This window comes from Halobacillus aidingensis, from assembly GCF_900104185.1.
Lineage (GTDB): Bacteria > Bacillota > Bacilli > Bacillales > Halobacillaceae > Halobacillus > Halobacillus aidingensis.
The window spans coordinates 1-21,223 of record NZ_FNIZ01000015.1 but is presented as its reverse complement, the minus strand read 5'-3'; the positions used below and the strand labels follow the sequence as shown (position 1 = coordinate 21,223).

Genomic DNA, 21,223 nt, shown 5'->3' with positions numbered 1-21,223 from the left:
AGGGGTTGGATGAGACAGAGAGAAGCAGTTGAAGCGATAACGGAAAGTTTGAAAAAGGATGATCTTGTGAAGGCTGTGTTTTTAAAGGGTTCGATGGGGAGAGGGGAGGATGACGAGCACTCGGATGTAGATTTGTATGTGCTAGTCGATGAGGCAGATAAGGAAGCTTTTTTGAAAAATAGACAAATGCATCTCGAAAGCTACCAACGAATCATTTTTTATGATGATATTTTTATTATCGCTCCTCAAATCATTGCTGTATATGAAAATTTGCTGCACGTCGATCTTTTTACGGTTACGGACGACACACTCATACATAAAGATTTCTTCCATGTTGTCTATGATCCAGAGAAACGCATGGAAAAGCATGAAGCGCATCAAAATCTATATTTGGATAAAAAGGACTTTTTGTATGCGGTCGATGATATTGCTTTCTTTTTCCTTCAATATAAGAAAGCGGCTGACCGTGGAAATGATCTTTGGGCTGTAAAGGTAGCCAATGATATAGGCTTGAATGTGGCGAAGGTTCTTCTGCAAAGATACGCACCGGATCGAGCACAGCTTGGTTTGAAGGCTGTTCCGCATGCTCTTTCCTCCTCTCGCGTTCAGGAGATGGAGAACGTGTATCGATGGATTTCTTTGGACCATCATGAAAAGGCTGTGGTTCAAATGGCTGCTTTGATGGAAAAACATTTGGAGTGGCTTGAAGATTGTTGGGGGAATGAAACGTACACCATTCCTTTCTTGAAGAGAATGATTGAAGAAATGAAAAATAGAACCCCCTCATGAGGGAGTTCTATTGATTAGAATGATTGGCCGGCCATCGCTTGGGAAAGCGTAGCGGTTGTTGTGACATTTCTGAAGTCGACACCGAGCTGCACGGCGGTCTGAGCAATTTCAGGTCGAATACCGACTACGGTCGATGAAACACCAATTAATTGTAAACTATCAATCAATTGAAAAATCTGATGAGCCACCATCGTATCGACGAGATAGACACCGGATAGATCGATATAAAGGACATCAATGTTTTCTTCCGTACAATTTTTTAGTGTGTTTTCCAAAATCGCTGTAGCGCGCTCGGTATCAATATTACCGACTAGTGGGAGTAGGGCACGCTCATTGGATAACTGAATGAGCGGAGAACTTAATTCGTTAATAACCGTACGCTGCTGATCAATCTTTTTATTCAACTGATTGGATTTTTCTTCTGTCACCTTGTAAATGATCTCATCAAAGACTTCAATTAACAAACGCTTCCATTCATTTTCCAACTCCCTGGAGATGGCGGCTCCATGTTGGAAGATGAATTCTTCCAAGAAATCCAGATATTGTTCACGAACGCGCATAAATTCCCTGATGATTTCGTGTGTTGGAGTTTCCAGGTGATGGGGGTCTCGACCGATTCCAATAATCCATCCATTAATATTGTTAAAGAATTGATCGCGATCCAAAATGAAAAGTTGGGGCATATATTTGTTAAATTCATAATTCTGAGCTTTTAAATGATTGATGATCTCTTTGTCCTGGGCAGCATATACCCCTGACACATCATGTTGGTTTAACGTATTGTACCAATCTTCGGTTAAAACCTCTGCTTTCTGCAAAAGAAAGTCATGTAAAGCTTGGTTCGTTTCCATTCGCAAGCTCCTCTCTGTTCTATGAGCCTCTATTTGAGTGGGTTGAGAGGATCATCAGTTATTTCCATTATAAATGGTATAACTATTCTTTTCCAATAGGATGGACTTAAGGTTCTTAAAAAAGGGAATATCCAAACGAGGAGGTGGTGAAATGGCTTTAAGAGAAGTTTTATTGGAGCAGTTGAAATCCGTTCATGATGAAAACAGCTGGTTCGTTTGCTTCAACTATGCCGTAAGAGAATTGGAAGAACCACAAGCGGTAGAAAAAGTGCAAGGCCAACCTCATTCCATTGCGGAAATCGTCCATCATCTTTATTTTTACAACGAACGGTATTTAAGCCGATTCCGTGGTGAGGAGGTGGCAGAGCGCCCGCGTCACTATGATACGTTTCAAAATCACGGACAAATGGAGTGGCATTCAAGAGTGGCTGACTTCCAAGTGGTCATGACGATGTTCAGACAAGAGATTCAATCATGCAGTCAAGAAAAGCTGGAAATGTGGGCAGAGACTCTGTCGAATTTATTCATGCATAACGCTTACCATATCGGTCAGATCGTAACCATTCGAAAACGAAACGGATGGTGGGGTGTAAATCCAGTGGTGAAAGGTTAATTTTATGAAGAAATATAGTGTAATCATCGTACTATTAGTGGTCATTGCGAGTGTAAGTCTCTTTATTGGTAATGGAAACAATAAACAAGAAGCTTTGAAGAAAGAAACCATCGGAGAGATCACTTTAGAAATAAAAGGACAATCTCTTCCTTTAAGGGGAAAAGTGGTTTGCATACACGAGGAAGATTGCTCTGTTTCTGAAGAACAACGTTCCATTTCTCAATTGGAGAAAGAATTGAAAATTAAAGAGTACGAGTTGGAACGAGGTTCAGAAATTACGATTAGTTTTTCTACAGTAGATCCAGATATGATCTTCTATGATGAAATGGATAAAAACTCTGTTACAACCAAATCTGTAGAGGGGAAGAGTTTCGAAGTCTATGGATTGAATGGCTCTGAAAAGGTTTACCGCATTGGGGTTCAGTGGGAGGATGCCGATGGAGAAATCACGCGCGCTTATTATCCGATTCGTGTATCCATTATGTAAAAACGTGCAGGAATAGGATTCCATGCACGTTTTTTAATTAATCTTCGAATTGAGACATAGCGTCGTCCATTTCCTGACGTGTTGCCATCAATGGAGTCGTAGGCTCTAGACATGTGATGCTGCAGAAGCAGTCAAGGTCTACAGTAATGCAGACTCCTGTCGCACGCAAATTACGAATGGAACTTCCAGGGAAGTAATCACATACCTGCTTTCCACCACCGGATGGACCAGGCTGTGAACCGCCCATGGTTACAGGGATCAACAGCTCAAGCTTGACGCATTTTCCATCGTTCGTGAATTTTTTTGCTCTGAAGATTGGAGAGTTCAAGCAATCAAGAAATGTGTTATCAGACATTCCTAGTTGCTTACGAATGACTCCACTACCGATAAATGGCTTGCAGTCTTTGCAGTACAAAATGAAAGGGACAGTTGTGTTACGTGGTGTTTCGGCAGCAGGTGAAAGCAAATCACGAATGGAACGCTCACAGCTGACATCACAACACCCATTATCCATCAATCCAGCTACTTCATCTTGTGCTTTAATGATTTCTTTAATGACATCACGTACGCAGCTGCTATCTTTTCCTTTACAACTCATAAAAACATCTCCTTCTTTGTTTTTCTCTACATTCTATGGCTTTTCATAGTGAGTGCTTGTATAGGTGCCTATTATTCTAAGAATCTTCATAGTTTGTAAAAATGGTAGGTGAACGCCAAGGCAAAGAGAGGATAGAGGCATATCTTATAGTACTGAGAGCTCATCAAAGCTCAAGGTTCATGGTTTGCCACGCCATGGAAAATTTCCCTACGGTCTGATGCCAGCGTACACTGGCATCTTTTTTATTTCTCCTTATTAAACATAATGGCAGTATTGTGTAAGGCTCAGTTTCGAGATTTTTGTTGAGTGGATGGGGGCTACGGGGAATAGCTCGCTTTCCGCGGGAGCGCGGTGAGCCTCCTCGAGCTTCGCTCGCGGGGTCTCACCATGCACTTTTTTCCCGCAGGAGTCTCCCCATTCCCCTCCGCCGCTCTATCATAATCAGTGTCTCGAAACCACTTCCGGAATAAGCTCATTTCCTACCTAGTGGGGCAGGGAACATCCAATCCAGTTATTAGAGGTCCGAAAGATTGACGCAACGCGCTTTGTACATATATCTCTGGGATAGTGGAAGACACTCCATCTGGGTATAGGGGTTCGTTTCTCTCCTGCATGGAATGGGGTGGTTGGGAAGCTGCGAGACTCCCGTGGGAGAAGGAGATAGGAGAGATCCCGCAGGACGCAGTCCGAGGAAGCTCGGCGCACCCCCACAGGAAAGCGAGTGGCTTCCCAACCACCCCTGACAATAGGAGCTTTAGTTGAATTAATAATTAATACGATCTATCAAGAGATATGAATAATCATTCACTTTTTGTTGAATTTTCAGAATAGTAGGTATAAAATGAATACATACTAACCGTTTGGTATGTTTTTGTGAAGAAGGGGGAAAAAGGGTGAACTTTGATTATTCCGATAAGGTAAAAGGCTACCTCGAAAAGCTGCAGCGGTTTATGGATGAACATGTTTATCCAAATGAGTCAGTGTATGAGGATCAATTAAATGCACAAAAAGATCGTTTTTCGGAAGTGCCTCCTATCATGGAAGAGCTGAAATTGAAAGCGAAGGAAGAAGGACTTTGGAATTTATTTTTACCTGATGATACATATGGAGCGGGTCTGTCGAATCTTGAATATGCTCCGCTCTGTGAGATGATGGGGCGCTCGCTCATTGGTCCCGAAGTTTTCAATTGCAATGCACCTGATACTGGTAATATGGAGGTGCTTGCCCGCTATGGAAGTGAAGCTCAAAAGGACGAATGGTTGGAACCTCTTCTGAAGGGGGAGATCAGATCGTGTTTTTCTATGACAGAGCCGGACGTAGCTTCTTCTGATGCTACGAATATAAAGTCTAGTATTAGGAGAGATGGAGACGATTACGTCATTAATGGTCGGAAATGGTGGTCTTCGGGTGCAGGAGATCCAAGATGTAAAATAGCCATTTTTATGGGCAAAACGGATCCGGAAGCCAATCGTCATGAGCAACAGTCGATGATTCTTGTCCCTTTGGATACAGAGGGCGTTAACGTTAAACGCATGTTACCTGTGTTTGGGTACGACCATGCTCCTCATGGTCATGCGGAAATTGATTTCCATAATGTCCGTGTACCGAAGGAAAACATGATTTGGGGAGAGGGAAAAGGATTTGCCATCGCTCAGGGCCGTCTTGGACCTGGAAGGATTCATCATTGCATGCGGTTAATCGGAGCAGCAGAGCGAGCGCTTGAGGATTTATGTAAGCGCGTTCAAAAAAGAGAAGCTTTTCATCGTCCTTTAGCTGAGCAAGGAGTCGTGAGAGAATGGGTCGCCGATTCCCGGATTGAGCTTGAACAGGCACGCCTGCTCACTTTGAAAGCCGCTTATATGATGGACACGGTCGGAAATAAAGAAGCGAAAACCGAAATCGCCATGATTAAGGTCGTCGCCCCGAATATGGCATTGAAAGTGATCGACCGGGCGATTCAGGCTCATGGGGGGGCGGGAGTCAGTGATGATTTTACCTTAGCTGCTCAATGGGCGAACTCCCGAACATTGAGGTTGGCAGACGGCCCGGATGAGGTCCATCGGAGACAAATCGCTAAACTTGAATTATCCAAATATGAGGAGTGAGATCATGCATGTCAAAGATCTTTTTGATTTGAAAGGGAAAACCGCACTCGTTACAGGAGGCGGCCGTGGCCTTGGTGAGCAAATTGCGGAAGGTCTTGCGGAAGCAGGGGCGAATATTATTGTTTGTTCCCGTAAAAAAGAGGCGTGTGAACAAACAGCAATCAGGCTGGAAAGTGAATGTGGTGTGGAGTCGCTTGCGCTTGGGTGTGATGTTACGAACCCTGAAGATATTGACCGTGTAGTAGATGAAGCGATAGCCAAATTCGGGACGATTGATATTCTTGTTAACAACAGTGGGGCCACTTGGGGCGCGCCAACACTTGAAATGCCACTCGAAGCTTTTCAAAAGGTAATGAACGTCAATGTGACCGGGACATTCCTAATGTCTCAGAAGGTTGGCGAGCATATGGTCAAGCAGAATTCAGGAAAGATTATCAACATCGCTTCTGTTGCTGGACTTGGCGGAGCGGATCCGAGGTTTATGGAGACGGTCGGTTACAATGCCAGTAAAGGCGCGGTCATCACTTTTACTAAGGATCTTGCATTGAAATGGGGAATGCATAACATCCAGGTGAACGCATTGGCTCCCGGATTTTTCCCGACGAAAATGTCGAAAGGAGTGCTTGAGCATGGTGGAGATTTCATTCTTGATCGAACGCCTCTCGGACGATTCGGTTCTGAGGAGGACTTAAAAGGAGCTGCTCTATTTTTGGCATGCCGAGCATCGGATTATGTAACCGGAGACGTTCTCGTTGTCGACGGTGGCATGCATGCATCCTGTTAATCGATTTTGCTGAGTTAGGACGGTAGACATGAAAGAAAAAATGATGGACACAATCATAGAGTTATTTGGTAAAAAGGGGTTCCAGGGCACTTCAATCCAGGACATCGTCGAAGCGAATGGAGTGACGAAAGGGACATTTTATTACTATTTCAAAAACAAAGAAGATGTGCTTATTCACATTCACCAAACTTTTATTGATCACCTTCTGGAAGGACAAGAGAAGATTATCACGAATGTGGATCTTTCTCATAGTGATCAGTTGTATCAAATCGTAGAGTTGTTGATTCATAATATTCGCACGAACGGTCATAGTGCACTTGTTTTTTTTCAAGAAATGAGACACCTGAGTGAAGAGAAGACAGCCATCATCTTGCCGAAGCGCCAACAATTTCAAGAGAATATCCAGAAAGTGTTGGAAGAAGGGATGAAAGCCGGAGAGTTCAAGAAAGACTTGCGTGCAGACATGTTGTCCTACGCGGTCCTCGGGATGGCGAACTGGAGCTATTTTTGGTACGAACCTGATGGAGAAGTGGACGAAAAGTCGTTGACAGATTTGTATATGCGATTGATTTTTAAAGGAATTGAGGAGGAGACCAATGACCATTAAAAATTTAGCGGTTGTCGGAGCGGGCAGCATGGGGCATCAGATTGCCATGCTTGGCGCAATAGCTGGATATGAAACGAAGCTGCAGGACATCAGCCAGGAATCATTGGAAAAGGCAGAGGCGAAATTGGCAGGAATAATGGATAAATGGGTAAAAAAAGAAAAAATTTCAAAGGCCGCGCGTGAAGAAGCTTTTACCCGCCTTCATTTCACAACAGAACTGGAGGAAGCCGTCGCAGGTGCAGACCTTGTCATTGAAGCTGTCGTTGAAAAGCTGGATGTAAAACGACAAGTGTTCGCAAAATTGGATGAGTATGCTCCTTCCCATACGATTTTTGCGACCAATTCCTCGACCATCGTCAGTTCGCTGATTGCTGATGCCACATCGAGGCCTGAGAAAATGTGCAACATGCACTTTTTCTTCCCGCCACTCGTCATGGACTGTGTGGAAGTCGTCAAAGGGGAACATACCTCAGAAGAGACGGTTACTGTGGCCATGAAGGTATGCGAAGAGATGAATCGCACAGCGGTCCTTTTACAAAAAGAAATCTCGGGATTTATCGCCAACCGTATTTTATTTGCAATCCAAAAAGAAGCGATGAGCTTGTATGAAGGTGGATACGCCGATTATGAAGATATCGATAAAATAATAAAAAAAGCGCTGAACCATCCAATCGGACCGTTTGAACTGATGGATTTGTCAGGGATAGATGTCGGGTATTATGTCATGCAGCAACAGTATCAGGAAACAGGTGATCCTAAAGACCGCCCATCTAAAACTTTGGAAGAGAAAATGAAAGCCGGGGAACTTGGGCGTAAAACAGGGAAGGGTTTTTACACGTATGAAAACCCCGTGAAAAGTTGAGGAGGAAGACGAATGCATGAAATAGAAGTGAACGTCAGATTTTGTGAAACCGATTTATTAGGGCATGTAAACAACAACAATTTCTTTGTCTATATGGAGGATGCCCGTATTCAGTTTTTTAATGATTTAGCGCTTGTAGGTAATGATTGGAACTTCATCCTTGCTTCGACGAAGTGCGATTTCATCAAGCAGGTGTATTTTAATCAGACGCTGATCATTCGCAGCCATGTCGTGAAAATTGGACGCTCCAGCTTTCATCTGGAACAGGACATGTTTGAAAAAGAATCAGGGGAACTTGTGGCCAAAGGCTTGTCGGTCATTGTTCAATTCGATTTTGAACAACAGCAAAGTGTTGCATTGACATCTGAGATGAAAGAATCCTTGTCATCCTATCAAATGGTAGCAAAATAAGGGAGGTTCTTCATGGTTTATACACAAGATACAAGGCCTGTCCGTCATGGGGAGGAGCTCGATGTAAACAAGCTTGAGCGTTTTTTGAGACAAAAGTTAGAAATTCCTTCGGGTGACATGCAAATCAGACAGTTCGGGGCGGGCCATTCCAACTTGACTTATGAACTGTCGGTCGGTGAAGAGTGGAAAGTGGTCTTACGTCGTCCTCCCATGGGGCCGGTTGCTCCAAAGGCACATGACATGGAACGTGAATTCAAGGTTCTTCAATCCTTACATCCGGTCTATCCTTTGGCACCGCAACCCTACCTCTATGAATCTGGCAATCTGATTGGCCGACCTTTTTTTCTCATGGAACGCAGAGATGGTCTCGTTTTTGATCATAGCTTTCCGGAAGGTGTGGACGCGACGGAGGAACTAGGAAGGCAACTGTCTGAAACCATGGTCGACCGGTTGGCAGAACTTCATTCCCTGGATTACCGCAATACTTCATTGAAAGATATGGTGAAGCCTGATGGTTTTATGGAAAGGCAAGTGCACGGCTGGATGAAAAGGTATGAAAAAGCGAGAACTGATGATGTGGTTTCCGGGGAGCGTTTGAAAAAGTGGTTGGCCGATCATATTCCCACATCCAAAGATGCATCCATCATTCATTATGATTACAAGCTGAATAATGCCATGTTTAGTAAAGGTGATCCTTCAAAGATGGTAGGTTTGTTTGATTGGGAAATGACGACCGTCGGTGACCCGCTGGCCGATGTTGGTGCTGCCATGAGCTATTGGATCCAACAAGATGACCCGGAACTTCTAAAAACAGGACTAGGGAAGCCTCCGCTCACTGTTCGTGAAGGGTTCTATACAAGGGATGAATTCATTCACCGTTACGCTGAAAAGAGTGGTCGTGACGTGGAGGACATCGACTTCTATGTGACCTTCGCTTATTTTAAACTGGCAGGAATCGTCCAGCAAATCTATTATCGTTACAAAAATGGACAAACCGAAGATCCAAGATTTGCAGGGATGCACGTTTTCGTCAATCATTTGATCCGTCATGCGGAAGAAACAGCAGGTCTCTAGTATGGGGGAAGTTCAAGTCATCTTTAAGAAAGAAGACATACAGCCGGAAGAGCTGAAAGGGAAAGTTGTCGTCGTCTTTGATGTCTTATTTGCCACATCGACCATTACAGCAGCGATCGCAGATGGTGCGGCCAGTGTCATTCCTGTATTCAGCGTGGACGAAGCTCGGAAAAAAGCAGAACAATTCAAAGATCCCTTCGTAATGGCTGGAGAAGATAAAGGGAGAAGGATTGATGGGTTCGAACCACCACTAAGAACCTATTTGAAGTCGATCATCCAGAATAAACACCTGATTTTATCGACAACAAATGGAACGGTCGCCTTACATCAATCAAGACTAGCATCTTCTCTATATGCCTCTTCACTCCTGAACAATCCAGCGATGGCGGTTCATATGGCAGAGCATCATAAAGAAGAAGATGTCGTGCTCGTCTGTGCAGGGTCAAGCGGGAAATTTACGGTCGAAGACTTTTATGGTGTCGGTAGTTTAGTCTATCACATGCAAAAGAAGGGCAAGTGGGGGCTTTCCGATGCAGCTGTTACGGCTCTTGGTTTTTATAGAGGTAGTGGTGCTCCAAGGGAATTATTAATGAACTGTAGGATAGGAAGATTACTGGTTAATGCCGGGCTTGATCCTAAAGAAATTGATTTTGTTGCTGAGGAAGGTTTATTTGAATCTATACTAACGTATGACCGTGAAAGCGGACAAATCAAGGAGGGTAAAAATGCAACCAGTTCAGCATAACGTTCGAGGTGGGGAGTTTTTGATTTCGGAGATTTCAGAGGAATCAGTGTTTACACCGGAAGACCGGACCGATGAGCATAAGATGATGGCTGCCACGGCTCGACAATTTATTACCCGGGAAATTCACCCGAATAGAGATCGAATAGAAAACGGAGATTACAATTTCGTAGCGGAAAAAATGCGTCATGCTGGAGATTTAGGACTGCTCGGTCATAGTATTCCTGAAAACTACGGGGGACTGGGTTTAGATAAGATCAGTAAAGGGATCGTCGGTGAAGCATTGGGGAATGCGAGTGGCTATAGTGTTGCGCATTCGAACCACACATGTATTGCCACTTTACCGATCACCTATTTTGGTACAAAGGTGCAAAAAGAAAAGTATTTGCCTAAACTCGCATCAGGAGAGTACATAGGGGCGTATTGTCTTACAGAACCGGAAGCAGGGTCAGACGCCCTATCAGCAAAAACGACCGCTGCGCTTAATGAAGCAGGTACCCATTATCTATTGAACGGGACTAAGATTTATATCACGAATGCAGCTTTTTCCGATACGTTTATCGTCTATGCGAAAGTAGACGGAGAGCACTTTTCCGCTTTTATTGTTGAAAAGGATTTCCCTGGGCTTTCAATCGGACCAGAAGAACAGAAAATGGGAATTAAAGGTTCTTCGACTTGTTCTGTAGTGATGGAAGATTGTGAGGTACCGGTTGAAAACTTGCTTGGGGATGTCGGTAAAGGACATCTGATCGCTCTTAACGTTCTGAATTTAGGGCGTTTCAATTTAGGGTTTGCCACAATGGGAGCAGCGAAATACAGTTTTCAGTTAGCCATTACCCATGTGAAAGAACGGAAACAGTTTAAAAGAAGCATTGCAGAATTTCCGGCAACGAAGGAAAAACTCGCCATGATGGCTGCAAGAATCTATGGTACAGAATCTCTGCTTTATCGAACAGCAGGACATATAGAAGCTTCTCTTCATGGCCACTACGATTCAGAGGATCGACAGGCCACGGCTAAAGCGATGAATGAGCATAAGCTCGAAGCTGCGATTTGTAAGGTCACCGGATCAGAAACTCTGGACGAAGTGGTAGATGAGGCCTTGCAGCTGCATGGAGGAGCGGGATTCATCAAGGAATATCCGATTGAACAAGCTTATCGAGATTCAAGAATCAACCGGATCTTTGAAGGAACCAATGAAATCAACCGTCTATTGATTCCGGGTGCCTTTTTCCAAAAAGCAGCGAAAGAAGAATTTGATGCGGCATCACTTATGGAAAAAGCAGAATATTCATTGAAAAATGGTGGGTATAAACGATCTGATCCATGTCTGGAAGTTCTCGCGCTTATGAAGGATTTGTATCTTGTTTGTGCAGGAGCAGCTTATCGCATGTATGGAAAAGCCATACAGGAAGAACAAGAAGTATTAATGAAGCTTGCTGATCTTGCTATTGAAATTTATCGTGTCGAGTCCGCGGTCTTAAGGACGAGAAAAGCGGAACATGCGAAAGACCCAAGCCTTCCATTGAAAGAAATGAAGACCTATACGTTAATTGAACACTCAGCATTGAACGTACAGCGTTCAATCACGCAGCTCTTGTCCGCGCTGTTACAAGGGGAGGAACGTGTTCAAACGTTACGTCATATCCCCGTGCTATTGAGTGAATATCAATGGGAAGGGTCGATGGAAAGGAACCGTCAGCTTGCCGATCGAATGATTGCAGCAGGTCAGTATGTATCATAAAAAAGGAGATGACAAGAATGAAATTAGGTAATGATCACTTAACTGTCGACATAAAAGGTCCGGTATTATCGTGTGTGCTGAACAGACCGGACGCTTTGAATGCTTTTTCGGATCAAATGATCATCGGGCTGCAGGAAGCCCTCGGTGAAGCTGAACGTAATGATGATGTGAAAGTTGTGGTCCTTTCAGGCGCTGGACGATCTTTTTCAGCGGGTGGAGATGTGAAATCCATGGGGACGGCTGATGCAAAACAATTGTATGACCACGTGGGGGAACTAAATCAATTGATATTAAAAATTAAAGATTTAGCTAAGCCAGTAGTTGCCGTGGTGCATGGATACGCAGCGGGGGCCGGGTTCAACCTCGCCCTTGCCTGTGATCAGATTCTGGCAGGGGAAGAAAGCAAATTTGTGCTTAGCTTTGCACAAGTCGGACTTGTTGCTGACGGTGGCGGCCATTACTTTTTATCAAGGTTGCTGGGCCCTTACCGGACGAAAGAACTGCTGTTCCGCGCAGAACCAATTCCTGTCGAAACAGCAGCCGAATGGGGACTTGTCAATCGTGTCATTCCACTGGCTGATTTAGAAGAAGAGGCGATGAACTATGCCCTTGCTCTTTCCAAAGGTCCGGGCCGAGCCATGGGGATGATGAAAAAGATTGTGGACCAGGCCGACCGTTCAGACTTAGCTGCCATTCTTGAACAAGAAAGAATGACACAGGCTATGATGATTTCAACGGAGGACCATAAAGAAGGCGTGCAGGCATTCAAGGAAAAGAGAAAACCTAACTTCGTTGGGAAATGAGGAGGAAAACAATGAAAGCAATCCAGTTCAAAGAATATGGAGGACCTTCCGTATTGGAAAAGGTTGATGTCGAGCGTCCAGAACTTGACGAAGGGGAAGTTCTTCTCAAGGTTCAAGCCATAGGAGTGAACTATGCGGACACAGCAAGGCGTGAAGGGTCGTATGTAGTACCTACACCACTTCCTTTTATCCCTGGAGCAGAAGTAGCCGGGATTGTGGAAGAAGTTGGTGAAGGGGTGAGCCGTGTTTCTAAGGGAGACCGTGTAGTGACTCTCATTGGCTCAGGAGGTTATGCAGAATATGTTAAGGCGAAAGAGAGTACCTTGATTCCCATTCCAAACGAAGTTACAGATGAAACGGCTGTTGCTTTACCGTTACAAGGGTTAACCGCTTATCATATACTCACAACAATGGGGAGGCTGGAAAAAGGGGAAACCGTCCTTGTCCATGCAGCGGCTGGGGGAGTTGGTTCTCTCGCCGTCCAACTAGCCAAACTTTTCGGCGCAGGAAATGTGATTGCGACAGCAAGCTCGGAAGAAAAGTTGGAGCTGGCCCGTGATTTAGGGGCTGATCATGCGATCAATTACACGAGTCCAAATTGGCGTGAAGAAGTAATGGAGGCGACAGGGGGAAGAGGCGTCGATGTGGCACTTGAAATGGCTGGAGGCGATATTTTTCACGAGACCGTTAAATGCATGAGAGCATTCGGAAGAGTCGTTGTTTATGGGGTAGCCAGTGGAGAGCCAGCTCAAATGTATCCCTCTGGGTTAATGAATCGCAATCTATCGGTGATCGGATTCTTTTTACCGCAGGTTATGAAGAAACCCGTCCTTTTTGAGAAAAGCTTGAATCATTTACTAAAAATGATTAAGTCGGGAGAATTGCAGTTGACCGTTGGCGGGGTGTTTGATTTAGAGGAAGCGGCCCATGTACATGAGGTCATGCAAGCTAGAAAAACAAAAGGAAAGCTGGTCTTGAAGCCATAAAATATAAAAAGTACGGCAGACTTGTTCTGTCGTGCTTTTTTTGCAGGAAGAAACGAGGATTCTGTCGAATATAAGTGACCACAGGTAAAAAGGGGGAGAAGACCAATGTTTGAACACAGAATCGATGAAGAATTATCACTGAAAATGATTGATCACCGCGATGCGGAAGAGCTATTCGAATTATCAGATCGTTCCAGGGACCACATAAGGACATGGCTTCCATGGATCCATTTTACGAAAGAGGTCGAAGATACAAGGAATTACATAAAGATGAGTTTACGCCGCTATGCAGAAAACAACGGTCTGACCGTTTGTATTCTTTATAAGGGAAACATCGCAGGCGTCATTGACTTTCATGAAATTGATGAGAAAAACAGAGTTACAAGCATCGGCTACTGGATGGGATCCGATTACAAAGGGAAGGGACTGCTTACACGTTCTTGTAGAGTTCTGTTCGACTATGCGTTTGAAACACTGGGGATGAACCGCATTGAAATCCGAGCGGCATCTGAGAATAAAAAGAGCCGGGGAGTGCCGGAGCGTTTGGGTTTCATGCAGGAAGGTGTCATCCGTCAAGCAGCTCGGCTTTATGACGAATATACGGATCATGTGGTTTATGGGATGTTAAAAGAGGATTGGGTGAAAAAGGAGGTCGTCACTTGAACGTCACATCCGTAGAGCATATCCAAAAAAAGAGCCCGGTAAAAAAGGAATGTGAAGATGCCCTGGTACTAAACGAACAAGCTGGTATTTATGGCGTTTTAGATGGGGCTACCCCCCTCGTCTGTTTTGAGGATGAAGCAGGCCATAATGGAGCATACCTTGCCGCACAAATTTTCAAAACGAAAATGGAGCGGTTAAAGGGTGGAGAAGGGTTAAGGCAAGCGGTAGCAGAAGCGAACCTTCATCTGAAGGAAAAAATGGAAAGGCATGCTGTCCAGACAGACCTCGGAGAAGAACGTTGGTCCACATGTGTGTCTGTTGTTGAAATCAAGGATGACCACATTCATTATGTCCAACTTGGAGACTCTATGTTTCTCATAGAGGATGAGGCTGGAAATTTTACAGTCGTCACAACGGACTCTGTAAAAGGAATTAGCGAAAGAGCGAAGCAAAAACGTGCCGAAAGAAGAGAGGGCGGGGAGGAAATACCTCCCGAAAGTTATTATGATATACAAATAAACAAGCTCCGCTACAATCGTCGGCTCGCGAATGTGGAAGGTGGCTATACCGTTGCTAATGGAATGCCTGAAGTGATGGACTATCTTGATCAGGGAGTAATAGATAGAAAAGGTATCCGAAGCCTCTTACTTATTTCTGATGGTTTCTTTCATCCGGAACTTACCCTCGAAGAGACGTATCATAGAATCCGAGAAGTAGGGTTGGAAACCTATGTTCATGAATTGACGGACCACCTAAATAAACATTCACTCCATATCGATGACAGGACAGCGGTGTGGATCAAATTAAAGTAAGTGTACCTTTTATGTAAGGTACACTTACTTCTGGTGTATCATGTTACGACCGCAAGGACAAAACCGTCATACCCTTTGCTTCCCACAGTCTGAAAGGCTGTGGAATCTAGTTGTGGGTGGTTATTTAATAAGTCGAACATCTCTCGTATGCCCATAATACTCTTATCCTTGCTTTCTGAGTCGAGCAGTCTTCCATCCCGGACGACATTATCTACTAAAATTGTCGTTCCGTGTTTAGATAACTTAAGAACTTCTTTGATATAGTGAGGATTATTATTCTTATCCGCATCGATAAAGATAAAATCAAAGGGTTCACGCCCTTCTAATGTGGGCAGTGTATCAAGCGCGGGACCGACAATCACTTCTACCTTATCCCTTACTCCTGTCATTTCCATATTCCTGGTGGCCACTTCCGCATGCTTCGGATTAAATTCGAGAGTAGTGACATGACCATTTTCAGGTAGGGCTTTCGCCATCCAGATGGTGCTGTATCCACCGAGTGTGCCAATTTCCAATACATTTTTCGCGGCTTTCATTTTCACGAAAAGTTGAAGCATCTTCCCCTGGGTGGCAGACACGTCGATGGATGGGAGTTCTGCTTCTTCGTTTGCTTTTAGCACGTTCTCCATGACAGGGTCTGCGGGAATTAACTGATCGATAAAGTATTGATCCACTTGCTTCCAAGTATCCAAATTACTCAACCAAACCACTCCTTATGTATAGGTTTCTTCCAGTGTAATCCTCCTCCATTAAAAACACGAGCAAAAAGGTTCTTTGGAAAACCAGTCCCCTTATTAAAGTATATGTAAGGATTGTGGATGACTTGATTTCGAGACTTTTGTGGGAGTTGAGGGGCTCCGGGAAAAGGTTCGCTTTCCATGGGCGAGTGATGAGCCTCCTCGAGCTAACGCTCTGCGGGGTCTCATCTACCACGCACTTCCCACAGGAGGCTCACCGCGCTCCCGCGGAAAGCGAGCTATTCCCCGCAGCCCCCATCCACTCACCAAAAGTTTCGAAACTGAGTCTTCTACAAACGGGAGCTTTTGTGTATGAAAAAAGAGCTCAGTGGGACTGAGCTCTTTGGGGAGGTTAACCGAATAGTTTTGGAATGCCCTGGATGAGCGACATGACGCCCATGTATGACATGGCAATGACGATCAGGACTCCGAAGATGGTCAACCATAGCGGATGTTTGTAATCTCCGACAATTTTTTGTTTATATGCCGCAACCAGCATAACACCTAGTGCAATTGGCAGAATCAAACCATTTAACGAGCCAACAAGGATCAATACTTTGACAGGCTCACCGACAGAAACGAAAACGGTGGTTGAAATAACGATAAACGCGACAATGAACCATTTGTGATGCTTGTTGATTGTTTTATTGAATGTACGAATGAATGAAACGGAGGTGTAAGCGGCTCCGACTACAGAAGTTACGGCAGCAGCCCACATGATGACACCGAAGATTTTGTAACCGACATTTCCTGCTGCTGCCTGGAAAACAGAAGCGGGTGGGTTTTCAGGGTTTAGTGTGAAACCTGAAGCTACAACACCTAAGGAAGCAAGGAAAAGGAAGATCCTCATGACGGAAGCAATTCCAATTGCCGACACGGAACTTTTTGTGACTTGTGGGAGTGCTTCTTTTCCTTTCACCCCTGCATCTAGAAGACGGTGGCCGCCTGCGAAGGTAATATATCCTCCAACGGTTCCACCGACGAGCGTGATGATAGCCAGAAAATCAATAGTATCAGGGACGAAGGTTTTCGTTACGGCTTCTCCGACAGGTGGTTGGGCAGAGAACATGACAAAGATCGTTAGTGCAATCATGACAAATCCTGCAATCTGTGCGAATCGGTCCATGACTTTCCCAGCTTCACGCACGAGGAATACGGCGACGGCGACAACGCCGCTGAATAATGCCCCCATTTCAGGCGAGATTCCGAAAAGTACATTGGTACCAAGGCCAGCCCCTGCGATATTTCCAATATTAAAGGCTAATCCACCGGCAACAATGAGTACAGATAGAAATACTCCAAGGCCTGGGAGTAGGTTATTGGCGATGTCCTGAGCCGGTTTTTCCGATACGGCAATAATTCGCCATATGTTCAGTTGGGCCCCGATGTCGATAATAATGGAGATTAATATGACAAATCCGAAACTTGCTGCAAGTTGTTGAGTGAAGTGAGTCGTTTGTGTTAGAAAGCCAGGACCGATGGCGGACGTTGCCATCAGGAAAGCGGCCCCTAACAGGAGACTTCTTGTCGATTGTTCCTTCATGGAGTAGCTCCTTTGCTATGTTTATTGTGATATATGTTTTCTATTGTTTGCTTATTTTGTGATAAATTCACCAATGGATTGGAGCGTGATTCCTGCTTCTTTCAAGGCTTTTGTAATATAATTGGCGAAATCGATGGCGCTTTCTCCATCACCATGGATACAAATCGTGTGCACATCAATATCGATATCCGTGTCTTGTACGGTACGGACTTTGTTTTCTTTAATCATGCGAATCACTTGTTCAACCGCTTGCTCGTGATTGGTGATGAGCGCGTTTGGCTCTCTTCGTGAAGTAAGTGATCCATCTTGTTGATAGGTACGATCCGAGAATACTTCGCTTGCAGTCTTAAGTCCTTGTTCATGTCCGGATTTCACGAGTTCACTTCCGGCCAGTCCAAAGAGAACTAGTTCTGGGTCCACATCGTAAACAGCTTTGGCAATGGCACGTGCCAACGGTTGATCTTTCGCAGCCATGTTAAACAGAGCACCGTGGGGTTTGACGTGTTGTAATCGGCCACCTTCCGTATCCACAAATCCTTTGAGAGCTCCGATTTGATAGACAACCATATCATAAGCTTCTTCTTCAGAAATATCCATTGGTCGTCTCCCGAACCCGGCTAGATCTGGCAGGCCTGGGTGTGCTCCAATTCCAACGTTATGCTCCAACGCTCTCTGCACCGTTTTTTTCATTGTGGTTGGATCTCCTGCGTGATATCCGCATGCAATGTTCGCGGATGTTACGTATTTTAAAATTTCTTCGTCGCGGCCAATGGTATAGCGACCGAAACTTTCTCCCATATCACAATTCAAATCGACGATATGCATGGAATCTCCTCCTTAACGTAGTTTTGTTTCTATTCCTCTTTGTAACTGTTTCAAGTTTTTTTCTTTTTCTAAAAGCAGGCGTTGAGCTTCTTCATGAGTAATAGGGGAGAAACTGACACTTTCCCCTGGGCGCATTTGTGCGATTCTAGGCAAATCGATGGAAGCCACTTGTCCAATCTTTGGATAACCACCCGTGGTCTGGTGGTCCGCTAATAGTAAGATCGGATTTCCATCTGGAGGCACTTGAATGGTGCCGAATGTAACGGCTTCTGAAACGATATCTTTCTTATTTTCAAGATTTAAGGCCGTGCCGTTTAATCGGTAGCCCATACGGTCTGATTTCGAATCGATTTGAAATGGCCCGTTAAAAAAATCTTCTTTACTCTGCTCTGTGAATAAGTCAAACTCACGGCCAGGCATGACTCGGATCGGCTGATCGTTTTTTGTATAATTGGTAAACTCAGGACCGACGAACCAGGACGCTTCTTTAAAAGATAGAGCTTTGTCCACAGTTTTGAGTTGTTCTTTCAAATGTTGAGGTTGAGAGTCGAGATGACCAAAACGGAGCTGGTCTCCTTTTTCTAATGTCCGTCCATCAAAACCACCCATGTTTGCGCGCAGATATGTAGACGAGCTTCCCATGACTTTCCGCACCTGAAATCCTCCGGCTATGGAAAGGTAAGTTCTAAACCCTTTCTTGGGTTGGCCGAAACGAAGCTCACTTCCTTTTTTTATGTACAAAGGTTTCCACATGGAAACACTGTCACCGTCAATCATGGGCGTAAGGTTACCACCGCAAATAGCAATGAAGGCATCTTCTTGAAATTCAAGGACAGGCCCCATAAGCGTGATTTCCATTGTAGCGGCATCGGCAGAATTGCCGAGGAGGAGGTTCGCGATCCGGTGGGCCAGTGGATCCATGGCGCCACTGACAATAACTCCATCCTTTTGATAGCCATACCGGCCTGTATCTTGAATGGTCGTCATCAATCCTGATTTTAATACCGAAATCATTGGCCGCCCTCCTTTAATTGGTCATATTCCGCTTTATCAATACGTGTAAAACGAATGCGGTCTCCTGCTTGAAGGAGAGAAGGTTCATCTTTGTCAGGTTCAAAAAGTTTGAGTGGAGTTCGGCCGATCAACTGCCATCCTCCTGGAGTTTCGATAGGATATACTCCTGTTTGCTCTCCTGCAATTCCAACTGAACCTGAAGGGATAGAGAGCCTTGGATCATCACGGCGAGGGGCTGCGATTTTTTTATCCATTCCTCCAATATAAGGAAAACCAGGTGCAAATCCTATCATATAAACAAGGTAATTCCCCTTCATGTGGGTGTCTATGACTTCTTCTTCACTCATGCTATTGTGTGAAGCGACAAAAGAGAGGTCCGGCCCCCATTCTCCTCCGTAACACACAGGTATTTCTATTGTTCTCTCCTCAGAATAATAGGAAGAAGATTGGGATAACAAGGTTAATACTTCTGTTCGAGCCCATTCATAGGGAAGGATCTCTTTTGGACTTATTTGTATTTGTTTAGCTATGTAGAAGGGGTTATAAAGAATGGTTAGAGTAGAAAAAGCTGGGATGTATTCAATCATCCATTTGGGCTTTTGTTCATCTAGTTTTGCGGCAGCTTGACGTACTTGTTGATTGGTCTCCTCATTTATAGATTCTCCAAAATCAATAAGGAGAGCCTGATCTCCAAGAGGATGAATGCTTATATTCAAGAAAATACCTCCTATGCCCGATTAAAATAGTGATGCAAAGCATCCATAATTTTGGTAATAAAATATCAAAGTATGTCATTTTTTCTAACTTATCGACGTTAATATCGTATCTTATTTTTCCTCTTGTTTCAATTCGACGAAGGTCCCCGATTGGTTTAATGACGCTTTGTTGAAGGGAATGGTAAAGATAAACAATCAACGAGGAGGACGATTAAGATGCCATGGGATACAGACGATTATCCAAGTTCTTTTAAAAATTTGGAGACACCCATTAGGAAAAAAGCGATTGATATAGCGAACGCCATGATTGACGAAGGGTATAAAGAGGGGCAGGCCATCCCTATTGCTACAGAGCAGGCGAAAGAATGGTATGAAAATGCAGATGAAAAAGAAATCAATCGTGTAAAGCAAATGAGCGATAAAAATCTGAAAACAAGGGATGAAGAAGGAAGGCAGGGAGAGAGTCGTCCAGAACTCCTGGAAAAAGGACAGCATGTAGTCGCACATGAAGAAGGTTGGGCAGTTAAGACGGAAGATGCAAGACAACCATCCGATGTTTTTGACAAAAAGCAGGATGCGATTGACCGAGCGAAAGAGATTGCTGAAAACAAAGGCACACAAGTAGTCATTCACAAAAAAGATGGAAGGATTCAGGAAAAAATGTCAATGGATGGAGAATCTTAGGTTTACGACTTATCGTTACAGGATATATAGCTTATATAATAATTATTCAAGGAGGAATTCAAAGTGGCTGAAAGTAGAAATCAAGCTGAACATGTAGTTTCTCATGAAGAAGGTTGGGCAGTAAAAGCGGAAGGTGCGGAACAACCGACGAAAGTGTACGAAAACAAACAGGATGCGATTGATCGCGCGAAAGAAATCGCTCAAAACAAAGGGACTCAAGCGGTCATCCATACAAAAGAAGGTAAAATTCAAAATCAATTTAATTACAGCAGTTAATCAAACATAAAAAAAGCACTCACTTCAGAGTGCTTTTTTTATGTTCATCTTTATAAAGGTAAAGTATTATTAAACTAAATGGCAGGATTGTGTAAGACTCGATTTCGAGACTTTTTGGGTATTTAGGGGCTTCGGGAAAAGGTTCGCTTTCCGTGGGCGAGTGATGAGCCTCCCTCAGTAAACGGATCCGTTCTCAAAAATCCTTGGTTTTTCTCTGGTATTCTTCTTCTTTGAATATTGAAACATAGGTCATTCATTCAAATATATCCCATTTTTTAATGAATATGGAATACGTATAGGCGCTTAAACAGACTGGAGAGGTTAAGTTCCAGTAAATGGGTTTTATAATCGCACCTTGGATCTCCACATTAAACATGGTGGTGGACCCTCCCATATCTCTCGGCGTCTGTGCGCGCAAATTCCTTCGTTCGACCTGACCATGTGTGGATGCCGGAAAAGCTCCTCGGGTGGGTCTGTGCCCTAATGCTCGGAATGTG

24 protein-coding genes are annotated in these 21,223 nt (G+C 44.3%); 17 read left to right on the top strand and 7 right to left on the bottom strand.

Going from position 1 to position 21,223, the window contains the following annotated elements; translation table 11 throughout:
* Positions 1-9: 9 nt before the first annotated feature.
* Positions 10-789 carry a nucleotidyltransferase domain-containing protein gene (locus BLS23_RS14035; protein WP_089653332.1) on the top strand — a complete coding sequence of 260 codons (780 nt, stop codon included), beginning with the start codon at positions 10-12 and terminating at the stop codon, positions 787-789.
* A 14-nt stretch (positions 790-803) separates the two neighbouring features.
* On the opposite strand, the gene BLS23_RS14030 is transcribed toward BLS23_RS14035, so the two are convergent.
* On the bottom strand, positions 804-1,640 hold the full coding sequence (locus BLS23_RS14030) for an STAS domain-containing protein (protein ID WP_089653330.1): 837 nt from the start codon (positions 1,638-1,640) through the stop codon (positions 804-806).
* Between the two features lie 151 nt (positions 1,641-1,791).
* Between BLS23_RS14030 and BLS23_RS14025 the strand changes: the two genes are divergently transcribed.
* Both BLS23_RS14025 and BLS23_RS14020 read left to right on the top strand, forming a co-directional pair.
* Positions 1,792-2,253: a DinB family protein gene (locus BLS23_RS14025; RefSeq protein WP_089653327.1), complete on the top strand. Its 462-nt coding sequence runs from the start codon at positions 1,792-1,794 to the stop codon at positions 2,251-2,253.
* Between the two features lie 4 nt (positions 2,254-2,257).
* Positions 2,258-2,740, top strand: a complete 483-nt coding sequence (locus BLS23_RS14020) for a hypothetical protein (protein WP_089653326.1) — start codon at positions 2,258-2,260, stop codon at positions 2,738-2,740.
* A gap of 37 nt (positions 2,741-2,777) precedes the next feature.
* Here BLS23_RS14020 and BLS23_RS14015 read toward each other — a convergent pair whose 3' ends face one another.
* Entirely contained in the window at positions 2,778-3,338 is a 561-nt protein-coding gene (locus BLS23_RS14015; RefSeq protein ID WP_089653324.1) for a CotY/CotZ family spore coat protein, read from the bottom strand.
* Positions 3,339-4,231: 893 nt separating this feature from the next.
* Between BLS23_RS14015 and BLS23_RS14010 the strand changes: the two genes are divergently transcribed.
* The 12 genes from BLS23_RS14010 to BLS23_RS13955 all read left to right on the top strand — a co-directional run bounded on the left by BLS23_RS14010 (position 4,232) and on the right by BLS23_RS13955 (position 14,931).
* Positions 4,232-5,443, top strand: coding sequence for an acyl-CoA dehydrogenase (locus BLS23_RS14010; protein WP_089653322.1), 1,212 nt, complete (start codon positions 4,232-4,234; stop codon positions 5,441-5,443).
* Between the two features lie 4 nt (positions 5,444-5,447).
* Positions 5,448-6,227 carry an SDR family oxidoreductase gene (locus BLS23_RS14005; RefSeq protein ID WP_089653320.1) on the top strand — a complete coding sequence of 260 codons (780 nt, stop codon included), beginning with the start codon at positions 5,448-5,450 and terminating at the stop codon, positions 6,225-6,227.
* A gap of 28 nt (positions 6,228-6,255) precedes the next feature.
* Positions 6,256-6,834, top strand: a complete 579-nt coding sequence (locus tag BLS23_RS14000; RefSeq protein WP_089653318.1) for a TetR/AcrR family transcriptional regulator — start codon at positions 6,256-6,258, stop codon at positions 6,832-6,834.
* Positions 6,824-7,696 carry a 3-hydroxyacyl-CoA dehydrogenase family protein gene (locus BLS23_RS13995; RefSeq protein WP_089653315.1) on the top strand — a complete coding sequence of 291 codons (873 nt, stop codon included), beginning with the start codon at positions 6,824-6,826 and terminating at the stop codon, positions 7,694-7,696. The genes BLS23_RS14000 and BLS23_RS13995 overlap by 11 nt, the downstream gene beginning before the upstream one ends.
* Positions 7,697-7,708: 12 nt before the next feature.
* A complete protein-coding gene (locus tag BLS23_RS13990) occupies positions 7,709-8,107 on the top strand; it encodes an acyl-CoA thioesterase (protein WP_089653312.1) in 399 nt (132 codons plus the stop codon).
* A 12-nt stretch (positions 8,108-8,119) separates the two neighbouring features.
* The gene (locus BLS23_RS13985; RefSeq protein WP_089653309.1) at positions 8,120-9,181 is read left to right on the top strand and encodes a phosphotransferase family protein; all 1,062 of its coding nucleotides are present in this window, start codon (positions 8,120-8,122) and stop codon (positions 9,179-9,181) included.
* Between the two features lies 1 nt (position 9,182).
* Positions 9,183-9,926 carry a 2-phosphosulfolactate phosphatase gene (locus tag BLS23_RS13980; protein ID WP_089653306.1) on the top strand — a complete coding sequence of 248 codons (744 nt, stop codon included), beginning with the start codon at positions 9,183-9,185 and terminating at the stop codon, positions 9,924-9,926.
* Positions 9,907-11,667: an acyl-CoA dehydrogenase family protein gene (locus BLS23_RS13975; RefSeq protein WP_089653304.1), complete on the top strand. Its 1,761-nt coding sequence runs from the start codon at positions 9,907-9,909 to the stop codon at positions 11,665-11,667. Before BLS23_RS13980 ends, BLS23_RS13975 begins: the two co-directional genes overlap by 20 nt.
* A gap of 17 nt (positions 11,668-11,684) precedes the next feature.
* Complete coding sequence (locus BLS23_RS13970) at positions 11,685-12,470, top strand: enoyl-CoA hydratase/isomerase family protein (protein ID WP_089653301.1); 786 nt, start codon at positions 11,685-11,687, stop codon at positions 12,468-12,470.
* Positions 12,471-12,481: 11 nt separating this feature from the next.
* Positions 12,482-13,456: a quinone oxidoreductase family protein gene (locus tag BLS23_RS13965; protein ID WP_089653298.1), complete on the top strand. Its 975-nt coding sequence runs from the start codon at positions 12,482-12,484 to the stop codon at positions 13,454-13,456.
* Positions 13,457-13,561: 105 nt separating this feature from the next.
* Positions 13,562-14,119 carry a GNAT family N-acetyltransferase gene (locus tag BLS23_RS13960; RefSeq protein WP_089653295.1) on the top strand — a complete coding sequence of 186 codons (558 nt, stop codon included), beginning with the start codon at positions 13,562-13,564 and terminating at the stop codon, positions 14,117-14,119.
* Positions 14,116-14,931 carry a protein phosphatase 2C domain-containing protein gene (locus BLS23_RS13955; RefSeq protein WP_167356092.1) on the top strand — a complete coding sequence of 272 codons (816 nt, stop codon included), beginning with the start codon at positions 14,116-14,118 and terminating at the stop codon, positions 14,929-14,931. The genes BLS23_RS13960 and BLS23_RS13955 overlap by 4 nt, the downstream gene beginning before the upstream one ends.
* Positions 14,932-14,969: 38 nt before the next feature.
* Here BLS23_RS13955 and BLS23_RS13950 read toward each other — a convergent pair whose 3' ends face one another.
* From BLS23_RS13950 to pxpB, 5 genes are all read right to left on the bottom strand, one after another.
* Entirely contained in the window at positions 14,970-15,632 is a 663-nt protein-coding gene (locus BLS23_RS13950) for an O-methyltransferase (RefSeq protein WP_089653289.1), read from the bottom strand.
* Positions 15,633-16,020: 388 nt separating this feature from the next.
* Complete coding sequence (locus BLS23_RS13940; protein ID WP_089653283.1) at positions 16,021-17,211, bottom strand: NRAMP family divalent metal transporter; 1,191 nt, start codon at positions 17,209-17,211, stop codon at positions 16,021-16,023.
* Positions 17,212-17,262: 51 nt separating this feature from the next.
* Positions 17,263-18,036: a LamB/YcsF family protein gene (locus BLS23_RS13935; protein WP_089653281.1), complete on the bottom strand. Its 774-nt coding sequence runs from the start codon at positions 18,034-18,036 to the stop codon at positions 17,263-17,265.
* Positions 18,037-18,048: 12 nt separating this feature from the next.
* A complete protein-coding gene (locus BLS23_RS13930; RefSeq protein WP_089653278.1) occupies positions 18,049-19,050 on the bottom strand; it encodes a 5-oxoprolinase subunit C family protein in 1,002 nt (333 codons plus the stop codon).
* Positions 19,047-19,766 carry a 5-oxoprolinase subunit PxpB gene (gene pxpB, locus BLS23_RS13925; protein ID WP_089653276.1) on the bottom strand — a complete coding sequence of 240 codons (720 nt, stop codon included), beginning with the start codon at positions 19,764-19,766 and terminating at the stop codon, positions 19,047-19,049. Before pxpB ends, BLS23_RS13930 begins: the two co-directional genes overlap by 4 nt.
* Positions 19,767-19,982: 216 nt before the next feature.
* Between pxpB and BLS23_RS13920 the strand changes: the two genes are divergently transcribed.
* Positions 19,983-20,450, top strand: coding sequence for a DUF2188 domain-containing protein (locus tag BLS23_RS13920; protein WP_089653274.1), 468 nt, complete (start codon positions 19,983-19,985; stop codon positions 20,448-20,450).
* A gap of 63 nt (positions 20,451-20,513) precedes the next feature.
* On the top strand, positions 20,514-20,726 hold the full coding sequence (locus tag BLS23_RS13915) for a DUF2188 domain-containing protein (protein ID WP_089653273.1): 213 nt from the start codon (positions 20,514-20,516) through the stop codon (positions 20,724-20,726).
* Positions 20,727-21,223 lie beyond the last annotated feature (497 nt).

Excerpts from the sequence above, each read along its gene's own strand:
- BLS23_RS14035 (WP_089653332.1), top strand. The coding sequence starts at position 10 with ATGAGACAGAGAGAAGCAGTTGAAGCGATAACGGAAAGTTTGAAAAAG.
- BLS23_RS14030 (WP_089653330.1), bottom strand. The coding sequence starts at position 1,640 with ATGGAAACGAACCAAGCTTTACATGACTTTCTTTTGCAGAAAGCAGAG.
- BLS23_RS14025 (WP_089653327.1), top strand. The coding sequence starts at position 1,792 with ATGGCTTTAAGAGAAGTTTTATTGGAGCAGTTGAAATCCGTTCATGAT.
- BLS23_RS14020 (WP_089653326.1), top strand. The coding sequence starts at position 2,258 with ATGAAGAAATATAGTGTAATCATCGTACTATTAGTGGTCATTGCGAGT.
- BLS23_RS14015 (WP_089653324.1), bottom strand. The coding sequence starts at position 3,338 with ATGAGTTGTAAAGGAAAAGATAGCAGCTGCGTACGTGATGTCATTAAA.
- BLS23_RS14005 (WP_089653320.1), top strand. The coding sequence starts at position 5,448 with ATGCATGTCAAAGATCTTTTTGATTTGAAAGGGAAAACCGCACTCGTT.
- BLS23_RS14000 (WP_089653318.1), top strand. The coding sequence starts at position 6,256 with ATGAAAGAAAAAATGATGGACACAATCATAGAGTTATTTGGTAAAAAG.
- BLS23_RS13995 (WP_089653315.1), top strand. The coding sequence starts at position 6,824 with ATGACCATTAAAAATTTAGCGGTTGTCGGAGCGGGCAGCATGGGGCAT.
- BLS23_RS13990 (WP_089653312.1), top strand. The coding sequence starts at position 7,709 with ATGCATGAAATAGAAGTGAACGTCAGATTTTGTGAAACCGATTTATTA.
- BLS23_RS13985 (WP_089653309.1), top strand. The coding sequence starts at position 8,120 with ATGGTTTATACACAAGATACAAGGCCTGTCCGTCATGGGGAGGAGCTC.
- BLS23_RS13980 (WP_089653306.1), top strand. The coding sequence starts at position 9,183 with ATGGGGGAAGTTCAAGTCATCTTTAAGAAAGAAGACATACAGCCGGAA.
- BLS23_RS13975 (WP_089653304.1), top strand. The coding sequence starts at position 9,907 with ATGCAACCAGTTCAGCATAACGTTCGAGGTGGGGAGTTTTTGATTTCG.
- BLS23_RS13970 (WP_089653301.1), top strand. The coding sequence starts at position 11,685 with ATGAAATTAGGTAATGATCACTTAACTGTCGACATAAAAGGTCCGGTA.
- BLS23_RS13965 (WP_089653298.1), top strand. The coding sequence starts at position 12,482 with ATGAAAGCAATCCAGTTCAAAGAATATGGAGGACCTTCCGTATTGGAA.
- BLS23_RS13960 (WP_089653295.1), top strand. The coding sequence starts at position 13,562 with ATGTTTGAACACAGAATCGATGAAGAATTATCACTGAAAATGATTGAT.
- BLS23_RS13940 (WP_089653283.1), bottom strand. The coding sequence starts at position 17,211 with ATGAAGGAACAATCGACAAGAAGTCTCCTGTTAGGGGCCGCTTTCCTG.
- BLS23_RS13935 (WP_089653281.1), bottom strand. The coding sequence starts at position 18,036 with ATGCATATCGTCGATTTGAATTGTGATATGGGAGAAAGTTTCGGTCGC.
- BLS23_RS13930 (WP_089653278.1), bottom strand. The coding sequence starts at position 19,050 with ATGATTTCGGTATTAAAATCAGGATTGATGACGACCATTCAAGATACA.
- BLS23_RS13920 (WP_089653274.1), top strand. The coding sequence starts at position 19,983 with ATGCCATGGGATACAGACGATTATCCAAGTTCTTTTAAAAATTTGGAG.